This window comes from Haemophilus pittmaniae (assembly GCF_900186995.1).
Lineage (GTDB): Bacteria > Pseudomonadota > Gammaproteobacteria > Enterobacterales > Pasteurellaceae > Haemophilus_D > Haemophilus_D pittmaniae.
In genome coordinates, this window is record NZ_LT906463.1 from 911,269 (window position 1) to 922,793 (window position 11,525).

Genomic DNA, 11,525 nt, shown 5'->3' on the forward strand with positions numbered 1-11,525 from the left:
GAGAGAACCAAACCTATGCAAAAGCTAATTTCCCTCTTCCTTCTCACGGTTTGTTGTGCTGCAATCAGCGGTTGTGCGGTCAAAGGCCCGCTTTATTTCCCTGATCAGGAACAGCCAAAACATCAAGCCCAACATTAATCAAACCGATTTATTGCAGGATATTTTATGGATTTCTTCCAATTTCAAGATGGTCGCCTGTTTGCTGAAAAACGCGCCGTACAACAACTTGCCGAAGAGTTCGGTACACCACTTTATATTTATTCCCGCGCAACCTTGGAACGACATTGGCACGCGTTTGATAGTGCATTGGGAACGCATCCACATTTGATTTGTTATGCGGTAAAAGCCAATTCCAATATTGCCGTATTGAATGTGATGGCGCAATTGGGTTCGGGCTTTGATATTGTGTCGCAGGGAGAATTGGAACGCGTCTTGGCCGCAGGTGGTGAGCCTGGCAAGGTGGTATTTTCCGGCGTGGCTAAATCCCGTGAAGAAATCATGCGAGCCTTGGAAGTTGGGATTCGCTGCTTTAACGTGGAATCCGTAGCTGAATTGCATAATATCAATCAAATTGCCGGTGAAATGGGCAAGATTGCACCGATTTCATTGCGCGTGAACCCTGATGTGGATGCGCATACTCATCCGTATATTTCCACCGGCCTGAAAGAAAATAAATTCGGTGTGAGTGTGGATGAAGCCCGGGCCGTGTATAAATTGGCGGCCGGTTTGGCGCATGTAAAAATTGTCGGTATGGATTGTCATATCGGTTCTCAGCTGACCGAGTTACAACCTTTTTTAGATGCGACCGATCGTTTATTAGTGCTAATGGAGCAGTTGCAACAGGATGGTATTGAACTGCGTCACTTGGATTTTGGGGGCGGTTTAGGCGTGCCTTACCATGGTGAAACGCCACCACACCCGAGCGATTATGCGCGTGCCCTATTAAATAAATTAAAAGCCTACCCACAATTGGAAATTATCCTTGAACCGGGACGTGCGATCAGCGCAAATGCGGGAATTTTGGTTAGCCAAGTACGTTATTTAAAAAGTAACGAAAGCCGCAACTTCGCAATTGTTGATGCGGGGATGAACGATATGATTCGTCCAGCGCTTTATCAAGCCTATATGGAAATTGTCGAAGTGGATCGCAACAAACCGCGTGATAGCGCCATTTATGATGTCGTGGGGCCGATTTGTGAAACCTCCGATTTCTTAGGTAAGGGCCGTCAATTGGCGATTGCGGCAGGTGATTTTATTGCTCAACGTTCAGCTGGGGCTTATGGGGCCAGCATGTCCTCCAACTACAATTCTCATCCGCGCACGGCTGAAGTGATGGTAGACGGTGAAAAGGCTAAATTAATCCGCCGCCGCGAAGCCTTAACAGAATTATGGGCTTTAGAAAGCTTAATGGATTAAGAAAAAAATCGATAAAGACAACACAGAGGCGGGGTTTTCCCCGCCTTTTTTTGTGCAAAAAAGTATTTTTATGCAACTCTAATAAAATCAATGAGTTACATGTTGTTTTGGGAAAAACTTGTTTTTTCTAGGGGGCGTTTGAGCATTGCGATATTTGGGGGCTCTTAGCAAAAAGCGCTATACTGATTAGCGCTTTATTTTTACTCGGAGTTTTTTATGCCAGATCGTTCCCCCAATATTGTCACCCATGATCCTTTTGGTAGCCTACTTGGTTATGCGCCGGGTGGCGTAGCCATTTATTCCTCGGATTACACCACTGCCGACGATACCGAATATCCCAATGATGCTGCGTTTCGTAGCTATTTAGGCCGTGAATACATGGGCTATAAATGGCAATGCGTGGAATTTGCCCGTCGCTATTTGTATCTTAATTATGGATTGGTATTCACCGATGTCGGCATGGCCTACGAGATTTTCTCCTTACGCTTTTTACGTTGTGTGGTGGATGATGCCTTAGTGCCACTACAGGCCTTTGCCAACGGTTCGCAGCGTGCACCACAAGCCGGTGCATTGTTGATTTGGGCAGAAGGAGGGGAATTTAAAAACACCGGCCATGTGGCGGTGATAACTGAAGTGTTAGCGGATAGAATTCGGATTGCCGAACAAAATGTGATCCATAGTCGTTTACCAACTGGCCAACAATGGACTCGTGAATTACCGTTGCGCCATGATGATTGCGGCTATTGGTTGCAGGATACCTTTCAAGACACCCATATTTTAGGCTGGATGTTACAAACTGCGGATACCCAATATAGTCAGCCACAACCAATGCCATCGGCGGAGAAACTGCCGATTAAGGCGGAATATATTGCTGATCGCGGCCAATTTAATGGCCCTTGGCTGGATGAGCACAAGCCCTTTGATGCGGCTTACGTAAAAGCAATGGGCGGACATCGGGTGAATCGGGGCAGTCAATATCGCTACTTTGCTATTTCTGATAGTGCCCATCAGGAGCTGATTCGGGCCACCAATGAAGTGCATTTAATGTATTTGCACGCCACTGATAAAGTCTTAAAAGACGATAATTTATTGGCTCGTTTTGATATTCCGAAAGTATTGTGGCCACGGTTACGTCTGTCTTGGCAAAATCGTCGTTATCAAACCATTACCGGCCGTTTGGATTTTTGTTTAGATGAACGTGGTTTGAAGGTATATGAATATAATGCCGATTCGGCATCCTGTCATGCGGAAGCCGGCGATATTATGACCCGTTGGGCACAGCAGGCCGGAGTGAATTTAGGCGAAAATCCGGGGGATGGTCTACGTAATGCATTGGCTGATTGTTGGCAGCATAGTGAGGCATCGAAACTGGTGCATATTTTGCAGGATCATGATAATGAAGAGGACTACCATTCATTATTTATGGCGACAGCATTGGCACAGGCGGGATTCCGCGCCAAGATTATTCACGGTACCGAAGGATTGTATTGGGATAATCGGGGGCGTTTGTTGGACGATGATAATAATTTAGTTCAAACTGTATGGAAGACTTGGGCATGGGAAACCATGATCGAACAGTTGCGCCAAGAAACCCGTGGTGATGAAACCGCTCCGCCGATTCGTACCGGTTATGCCGGTGATAAGGTGCGTTTAATCGATGTGTTGCTACGTCCTGAGGTTTTAGTGTATGAACCGTTATGGACAGCAATTCCTAGTAATAAGGCGATTTTGCCGGTGCTTTGGTCACTCTTCCCAAACCATCGTTATTTATTAGAAGCCTCTTTTTCTCCAACGGAGAATCTGAAACTTGAAGGGTATGCCAAAAAACCGATTAGCGGTCGCCGTGGCGATAATGTGACGCTGATTGGTGAGGGGAAAACCCTCGGTGAAACTAATGGTAAATTTGGTGCACAGGAGAATATTTACCAACAGCTTTGGTGTTTACCTCAGGTGGATGATCAATATGTGCAAATCTGTACCTTCACCGTTGGTGGTCATTACGGCGGTAGCTGCTTGCGTTCCGATCCGAGCCGGGTTATTGTCGGTGATAGTGATATGCAGCCATTGCGGGTATTACCGGATAATGCGTTTTAAAGCATAAAAAAAGACCGTTAACTACGGTCTTTTTTATTTAAGGAGAAATCTTTGTGGTGTTGCTATCAACGTCTTAATACATAAAAAATCTGCACCTTCATCAGTTTTTCTTAACCTTCGGGTGCAGGTAATAGATATTTTAAAGCTTTAGCTTATCACGATTATTTCGCGTCTTTGTTATCAGCCGCTTTTTCAGGCGCTTTCAACATGTCTTCCGGAATAAAGCTTTGTTGCACTTTTTCCATGTGTGGAAGGTTGTGAGCAATACCTTTATGACAGTCAATACAGGTTTTGTTTTGTTCCTGTGCAAGGGCGTGCATTTGTTGCGCTACAGTTTTTTGTTGAGTAAAGTCCATATCGTTGAAGTTATGGCAGTTACGACATTCTTGAGAACCATTAGCTTTCATGCGGGCCCACTCGCGTTCCGCCATTTCTAAACGATGTTTTTCAAATTTTTCTTTGGTATCAACTTTACCCGTATAGTACGCAAATACTTCGGTAGAAGCCTGCATTTTACGGATCATTTTTGGAACGAATTCATGTGGTACATGACAGTCTGAACAGATCGCTTTGACACCTGAGCGGTTGCTAAAGTGTACGGACGCTTGGTATTCAGGCACAACATCATTGGTGTGACAATCTGAACAGAATTGTTCCGTATTGGTGGTGGCCATTCCTACATTGAATAGGTTGGTGCCAACGATAGTTCCAATGATGGTTAATAAAATAACGCCGCCAATAGCCATTTTGCTTGGTGAGCGTAACCAACGGCAGACTTTTTGAATGCTTGATTTAATCATGGTGTTGCTCCTTATTTACCTTGCATCTGACGAATGGTTTCAAATTTATTTTGAATAATTGGGTTCACGTCGGTTTGTTGAACGTGGCATTGTAAGCAGAAATAACGACGTGGTGAGGTGCCTTCTGTTTTTTGTCCATCGCGAGTAAGGAAATGGCTTTCCGGTACGCGAGGTGCACCGGTTGTTGGAGCAACATCCGGAGAGTGACAACCTAAACATTGGTTGGCATTCTTAGTGACTTGTAAACCACGAATACTGTGTGGAACAAGTGGGGGTTGGTTAGGGAAGGTCACAGGGATATTGCCCGCATCTTTATAAGGATTAGTAAATGCAGGTGCAATACTTTCTGCAGTTTTATCAATGCTGTTTGCAACTTGCGGAGCATCGGCAAACGCCAATCCGCTACATAAAGCCAGCATGAAAATAAATGTTTTTTTCATGAAATCCACTCCATTAAATATTTTTAATTTTAACTTGTTTCTCAAAACGAGAACCAAACGTAAATACATTTTCAGGGCAAACGTCAATACAACGTCCACAGGTTATACAATCTTTTGCTAACACAATTTGGCTATCTTCTGCATCTCCGTGTAAAGGAAGGCGTAACACTTGCGGTTCAGGGCAGACGTTATAGCAGTCCATACAACGGTCACAGCGATTACGATCAATCACGTTGATTTTGATTAGGCTTTTGGCTCCAATCACGCCGTACATCGCGCCAATTGGGCAAAGGTGACCACACCAACCATGTTCGGCAACCAGTAAGTCAAATAGGAAAATGACTGCTACTAACCAAAGAGTCGCCCCCGTTCCGAAAACGAACACGCGGCCAAAGGCTGCAACAGGGTTTATCCATTCCCATAAGAGAGTGCCGGTTATCGCACTACCAACTAGAATCATCGCTAAAACTACATAACGAAGTTGGCGTGAGATTTTAAGTGATTGGCGAATACCCAATTTTCTACGTAACCAAGCTGCTGCATCGGTGACCATGTTCATTGGGCAAACCCAACTGCAAAAGGCTTTGCTGGCAACGATGGCGTAGAATATGACAATGACCAAGGCACCGATGATCGTTGTGATTTCTGGTAAATAACCAGTCACTAAACTTTCAGCGGTAATCAATGGATCTGTAAATGGCACAGTATCCAAAAGCATACTTGAGCTGTAATTGCCTTTTAGAATCCAAAACTGCCAAATCGGGCCGCTTAAGAACATCAAAATAATGCTCAATTGGCTAATTCGTCGTAGAATCAAAAAGCGATATGCATGCCACCACCCCAGTTTTTGACGAGCTTCTAAGCCTGCATCTTTGGGTTTATTCGGGGTATATTTTTCAGCCATTATTTAACCCCCTTAATGTTTAAGTCCAGATTTGGAAATTGCTCAGCTTCCGGTACCGTTGTTGGATTAGGTACATAATCCATTGTTGCACGATTCGGCGTTGCCACTTTTTGGTTTGGTTGAACCTGCATTGGCTGATAAACCGGCTCATGTAAGCCTTCCGGCATACGAGCATCCATTGCTGGACGTAAACCATCCGGATGTTGTTCCTCAATTAAGGATTTTCCAGCGTTTTGTTTTTCTTTCCAGCCTAAGCGATAGTGGCGGCCGAGTAAGCCTTTGGCGATATCCATCGGTAAGACTTTAATTGCCGCTTCTTCTAATACGCAAGCTTGTTCGCATTTACCACATCCGGTGCAAGCATCGGAATGAACAGTTGGAATAAGCTTCGCATGAATTCCCGTACGATCATTGTGCACACGTTCGAGCGTAATTGCTTTATCCACTAATGGACAAACACGATAACAAACATCACAACGTAAACCTTGCCAGTTAAGACAAGTTTCATGGTCTAGCAAAACCGCCAACCCCATTCTCGCATCATTGATGTCTTTAAGTTCTTCACTTAACGCACCACTTGGGCAGGCATTCATACAAGGAATATCCGGACACATTTCGCAAGGTTTATCCCGAGCGATAAAATAAGGTGTGCCGGCTTCCATTGGAGAAATTAGCGAGGCTAGATACAACATATCATATGGACACGCTTGGACACATTGTCCGCAGCGGGTACAAGCAGCCAAGAAATCCTTTTCCGGTAATGCACCGGGTGGACGTAAGGCGACGCCTTCTTTTGCTTTAGCTTGTTGTTGCTGTAAGCCAAGAATGACGCCTACACCACACACTCCGACAGCCGTTCGGGTCACATTTTTTAAAAATTGACGACGGTTGGGATCAAGTTTCATCAGCGTTTCCTTTTATAAGCGATTTGCTTTCACAACAGCGTTGTTTAGTTCAATCGCTCTTGTTGGTAGTTCGTAAATTTAATATAGGGGCGTACTTGCTACGCCCTTACAGCTGTATTTACGCTTTAACAACTTTAACCGCACATTTTTTGAAGTCGGTTTCGCCTGAAATTGGGTCGGTTGCATCTAAAGTTAATTTGTTAGCAAGCTGACCTGCATCAAAGAAGGTGGTGTAAATTAAGCCCTGAGGACATTTGTTACGACCACGGGTATCTAAGTAAGAAACCATTTCACCACGACGAGTAATTAACTTCACTTTATCCCCATGACGTAAGCCATATTTTTTTGCATCCGCTGGGTGCATCCAAACTAAGTTGTTCGGGAACGCACGGTGTAATTCAGGTACACGACGAGTCATAGTACCGGTATGCCAGTGCTCAAGTACACGACCAGTACATAACCATAATGGATATTCTTCATCCGGTGATTCTGCAGGGTCTTCATAAGGCACACCTAAGATAATTGCTTTTTTATCTGGATAACCGTAGAAAGCAACATCTTCGCCTGCTTTAACGTACGGGTCAAAGCCTTCACGGTAACGCCATAAGGTTTCTTTACCGTCAACAACCGGCCAACGTAAACCACGTACTTGGTGATAAGTATCGAATGGTGCTAAGTCATGACCATGACCACGACCGAAGTCAGCGTATTCTTCGAATAAGCCTTTTTGTAAGTAGTAACCAAAGTGATCCGCTTCATCATTGATGTATCCCGGAACATCTGTTGGTACTTTAAATTTGTTTACTTCACCATTTTCGTAAAGCACTTCATATAAAGTTTTGCCACGATATTCAGGCATTTGAGCTAATAACTCTTCACCCCATACTTCATCCGTTTTGAAGTATTTAGAGAATTCAACAATTTGCCATAAGTCAGAACGAGACTCACCCGGGCCTTTTACTTGTTGACGCCATAATTGGGTACGACGTTCTGCATTACCATAGCCCCCTTCTTTTTCTACCCACATACAAGTTGGAAGAATTAAGTCAGCAGCAACCGCAGAAACGGATGGGTAAGGGTCTGAAACAACGATGAAGTTTTCAGGGTTACGCCAGCCTGGGAAAATTTCTTCATTAATGTTTGGACCGCCTTGCATGTTGTTGGTACAAAGTTGCCATAAGAAGTTTAATTTGCCATCTTTTAATGCACGGCTTTGTTGTACAGCAGAGTATCCAGGTACAGTTGGAATGGTACCTTTTGGTAATTTCCATTTTTTCTCAGTGATTTCAACGTGTTTAGGATTGGTCACCACCATGTCCGCCGGTAAACGGTGAACGAAAGTACCGACTTCACGTGCTGTACCACAGGCTGAAGGTTGACCAGTTAATGAGAACGGGCCACAACCAGGTTTAGAAATTTTACCTGTAAGCAAGTGTACGTTATAGATCATGTGGTTAACCCACACACCACGGGTATGTTGGTTAAAGCCCATTGTCCAGAAAGAAACTAAGTTTTGTTCTGGATCTGCATACATCTTCGCGAGGGTTTCAAGCTGATCTTTTGGTACACCAGAAATGCGGTGAGCTTCATCTAATGTATAAGGCGCAACGATTTTCTTAAATTCTTCGAAATCGGAGTCATACATTTTACCCGCAGTTTTGCGATTTTTTGCTGCAACTTCAAGTGGGTGTTCTGGGCGTAAACCATAACCGATATCGGTTTCACCACGTTTGAATTTGGTATGTTTATTAACGAAATCCCAGTTTACTTTATCGTTTTGGATAATGTAGTTTGCGATGTAGTTAAGGATTGCAAGGTCTGAATGTGGATTAAATACGATAGGCACATCAGCTAATTCAAAAGAACGGTGTTCGAAAGTAGACATTACCACAACACGCACTTTATCATCTGAAAGACGACGGTCAGAAATACGCGACCATAAAATTGGATGCATTTCCGCCATGTTTGAACCCCAAAGCACAAACGCATCGGTTTTTTCGATATCGTTATAGCAGCCCATTGGTTCATCCATACCAAAGGTACGCATAAACGCAACCGCTGCAGATGCCATACAGTGGCGAGCATTAGGATCGATAGTATTAGAACGAAGACCGGCTTTCCAAAGTTTTACTTTTGCATAGCCTTCATAGATGGTGGTTTGGCCTGAAGAGAACATCCCTACAGCATTTGGTTCTTTTTTCTTCAAGATATCTTTGATTTTTTCCGCCATAATGGTGAAAGCTTGATCCCAAGAAACCGGTGTAAAGTCGCCTTCTTTGTGGAATTTGCCGTCTTTCATACGTAATAACGGAGTTTGTACACGGTCTGCACCGTACATGATTTTAGAAAGGAAGTAACCTTTGATACAGTTTAAACCGCGGTTTACCTCTGCATCTGGGTCACCTTGGGTGGCAACAACACGACCGTCTTTAGTTCCTACCAATACGCTACATCCTGTACCACAGAAACGACATGGTGCTTTATCCCATTTGATGCCCATATCTTCTGCCGCATCGACCTGTTTAACAGGGATGGTCATACCGGCAGCCGCAGCTGCAGCAAGCGCAGCATTGGCTTTCATAAAATCTCTACGATTAAGTTCCATAGTTTTCCCCACTCGTTGTTAAATTTCAGTACGCACAAATAAAGCTGATGTACGTCCAATCATTTTATTTTTCATCTAAATAATTCGAAATTAAAGACACAACAATCACGCCCGGAATGTCTTTAATTTCATCCATAAGATCTGCTAACGCTAGTTGGCGGTTACTTTCAAGGGTAACCACCAATTTACCTTCATCGGCTTTCTCACCGTGAATTTCAGCCGTTGGAATGGCTAAAATAGCCGCTTTGACTTGATTGAGTTTTTCCGGTCTGGCCTGCACCACAATGCTGCATACATACCAGTTCTCGTTTTCGCTAAATTGACTCATTTTTGTTAACTTCAAAATTAATAATTTTAATCGCTTTTGTCGGACACACGCTTAAACATGCCCCACAACCATTACAACTTTCCAAATTTAGTATGGGTTTTGCAACACCGCCCAATTGTAATCGGAAGCGAATAGCAGCAGTTGGGCAGTTATCTTGGCAGCTGCGACATTCAACCCGTTTTTCACTTAGGCATTGCGATGTAATTTCAATTTTATGCGCCCAAGGTTGTTCTTCTAATGGACGAAAAATGGGTTGCTGGCAAACTAAAACGCATTTTTGACAAAAAGTACATTCGCCTTTATCGAAGCGAATTTCAGGGAAATCACCTTCACCTTTAACGATAATGTTGGTTTCACAAACCAGTATACAATCACCACAGCGGGTACAATTTTCAACGAAATCCGCATTGTTAATGGCCCAAGGTGGGCGTAGATAATCGGTTTGTTGCAATTGTTTGTGTTCGGGTTTTAATGAGGACAAAAACTCACCGCGCAAGAAGTGTCGTCGGGAGATGGATTGATCGCTCATTTCAGTCATTTTTATTCGTTTTTACTATGATTTCGGCGGGGCATTATGCGGTGCTAATAGGGGAATAGGAACTACCTAAAATGGGTAGATTGGCAAAAAGAAATGTTTTTTTTGATCCCGGTCTAAATTGAGGTTAAAAAAATAGCGTTGAATGTAAATAAATTGTTAAAAAACAAAGAAAAAAGGCGATTTTATATCGCCTTTTTTGAGTGCCTTTTTTATGGATTATTTAGCCGGGTAATCCCACCAAATATCGAATAATTGGCTAACTTCGATTTGTTGCAAACCATTCTTTTCCAACCATCGTTGAACTAATTGACGGTGGCTTTCATCGCATTTACCGATTTTCTCTAAGCAAACTAAGCCTTCCCAATGTAAATAGCCGCTACCTTCATAGGCCAAGCCATTTGGTTGTACAACTTCGGCGATAAAACGATCTACGGTGTCATCGATTGTTTCAAGGCTGGTGCCTTCAGCGAATTGCCAGTTGACTAAAAAGCCTAATTCTTGGAATTCAGCCAAATGCATTTTTTTACGTTGGCGTTGATTGCGAGTTGCCATGTTGTTTCTCCTATTTTGTGGTAGAAATTCAGTTGTTTGGAGGTTCCAAACGCCCCCTGAATTTATAAAGTTTTTCTAAAAATCAATCATAAGTCATTGATTTTATTGATAGTTGTTGAAAATGAGGCCGAGTGGGTTAACGCTTAATAAAATACAGATCCCAAACACCGTGCCCTAGCCGATGGCCGCGCGCTTCGAATTTGGTGAGCGGGCGGAAATCGGGACGTGGAATGAAGTCCTGAGGAGCCGTGTTTGTTAAATGTGGGTTGGCAGATAGCACTTCCAACATTTGTTCCGCATAATTTTCCCAGTCGGTCGCCATATGAATAAAGCCGTTCGGCTGCAATTTTTGTACGACTTGAGCGACAAACGGGGGTTGTACGATGCGACGTTTATGGTGCTTGGCCTTATGCCACGGATCCGGGAAGAATAGCTGTAGACCGCCAAGGCTCGCATCAGCAACGGCATCACGTAGAATTTCCGTTGCATCATGGCAAATTATCCGCAGGTTGGTTACAGCTTTTTCTACTGCATAAGCGATACAGGCACCGACTCCAGGCGTATGGACTTCAATCCCTAAGTAATTTTTATCGGGATTCGCGGCGGCCATTTCCACCAAGGATTTTCCCATCCCGAAGCCAATTTCCAAGATAACCGGCTTATCGTTACCGTAAATTGCTTGGAAATCAAAAGGCGTGTTTTGGTAATCCAAGCCCAAGTGCGGCCAGTGTTCCACCATCATGTTTTTCTGGAAATCGCTCAGGCGGCCGGTACGTAACACAAAACTGCGGACGCGGCGTTTATAGCGGCCATCTTCGGTAAACTCGGCGGTTTCGACGGTTTTACGTTTTTGATCGGCAAAAACAGCGTTTAAATCGGTCATTTGTTTATCTTTAATGAAAAAATCGGCCTGCGATTATACACGAAAATACCCTGCGCCAAG

At 43.8% G+C, this 11,525-nt stretch carries 12 protein-coding genes; 3 read left to right on the plus strand and 9 right to left on the minus strand.

All coding sequences use genetic code 11. The annotated features are described in order from the left end of the window. Positions 1 to 15: 15 nt before the first annotated feature. The 3 genes from CKV74_RS10585 (at position 16) to gss (ending at position 3,510) form a co-directional block, all read left to right on the plus strand. The gene (locus CKV74_RS10585; RefSeq protein WP_007241937.1) at positions 16 to 138 is read left to right on the plus strand and encodes an LptM family lipoprotein; all 123 of its coding nucleotides are present in this window, start codon (positions 16 to 18) and stop codon (positions 136 to 138) included. Between the two features lie 27 nt (positions 139 to 165). Further along, positions 166 to 1,416, plus strand: coding sequence for a diaminopimelate decarboxylase (gene lysA, locus CKV74_RS04585; protein WP_007241925.1), 1,251 nt, complete (start codon positions 166 to 168; stop codon positions 1,414 to 1,416). Positions 1,417 to 1,632: 216 nt separating this feature from the next. Further along, positions 1,633 to 3,510 (plus strand): bifunctional glutathionylspermidine amidase/synthase, encoded by a 1,878-nt coding sequence (gene gss / locus CKV74_RS04590; protein ID WP_007242000.1) that lies wholly within the window; start codon positions 1,633 to 1,635, stop codon positions 3,508 to 3,510. A gap of 161 nt (positions 3,511 to 3,671) precedes the next feature. Here gss and CKV74_RS04595 read toward each other — a convergent pair whose 3' ends face one another. From CKV74_RS04595 to trmB, 9 genes are all read right to left on the minus strand, one after another. Further along, on the minus strand, positions 3,672 to 4,310 hold the full coding sequence (locus CKV74_RS04595; RefSeq protein WP_007241960.1) for a NapC/NirT family cytochrome c: 639 nt from the start codon (positions 4,308 to 4,310) through the stop codon (positions 3,672 to 3,674). 11 nt (positions 4,311 to 4,321) lie between these two features. Then, positions 4,322 to 4,750 carry a nitrate reductase cytochrome c-type subunit gene (locus CKV74_RS04600; RefSeq protein WP_007242057.1) on the minus strand — a complete coding sequence of 143 codons (429 nt, stop codon included), beginning with the start codon at positions 4,748 to 4,750 and terminating at the stop codon, positions 4,322 to 4,324. A gap of 13 nt (positions 4,751 to 4,763) precedes the next feature. Continuing rightward, positions 4,764 to 5,654, minus strand: a complete 891-nt coding sequence (napH, locus tag CKV74_RS04605; RefSeq protein WP_007242012.1) for a quinol dehydrogenase ferredoxin subunit NapH — start codon at positions 5,652 to 5,654, stop codon at positions 4,764 to 4,766. Further along, a complete protein-coding gene (gene napG / locus CKV74_RS04610; protein WP_095176797.1) occupies positions 5,654 to 6,559 on the minus strand; it encodes a ferredoxin-type protein NapG in 906 nt (301 codons plus the stop codon). Before napG ends, napH begins: the two co-directional genes overlap by 1 nt. A gap of 118 nt (positions 6,560 to 6,677) precedes the next feature. Further along, positions 6,678 to 9,164: a nitrate reductase catalytic subunit NapA gene (gene napA, locus CKV74_RS04615; protein WP_007242032.1), complete on the minus strand. Its 2,487-nt coding sequence runs from the start codon at positions 9,162 to 9,164 to the stop codon at positions 6,678 to 6,680. Positions 9,165 to 9,228: 64 nt separating this feature from the next. After that, entirely contained in the window at positions 9,229 to 9,492 is a 264-nt protein-coding gene (locus CKV74_RS04620; protein WP_039847773.1) for a chaperone NapD, read from the minus strand. Then, positions 9,479 to 10,021 carry a ferredoxin-type protein NapF gene (gene napF / locus CKV74_RS04625; protein WP_039847779.1) on the minus strand — a complete coding sequence of 181 codons (543 nt, stop codon included), beginning with the start codon at positions 10,019 to 10,021 and terminating at the stop codon, positions 9,479 to 9,481. Before napF ends, CKV74_RS04620 begins: the two co-directional genes overlap by 14 nt. 225 nt (positions 10,022 to 10,246) lie before the next feature. After that, a complete protein-coding gene (locus CKV74_RS04630; protein WP_007241940.1) occupies positions 10,247 to 10,582 on the minus strand; it encodes a YggL family protein in 336 nt (111 codons plus the stop codon). Positions 10,583 to 10,718: 136 nt separating this feature from the next. Beyond that, the gene (trmB, locus tag CKV74_RS04635; RefSeq protein ID WP_007241980.1) at positions 10,719 to 11,465 is read right to left on the minus strand and encodes a tRNA (guanosine(46)-N7)-methyltransferase TrmB; all 747 of its coding nucleotides are present in this window, start codon (positions 11,463 to 11,465) and stop codon (positions 10,719 to 10,721) included. Positions 11,466 to 11,525 lie beyond the last annotated feature (60 nt).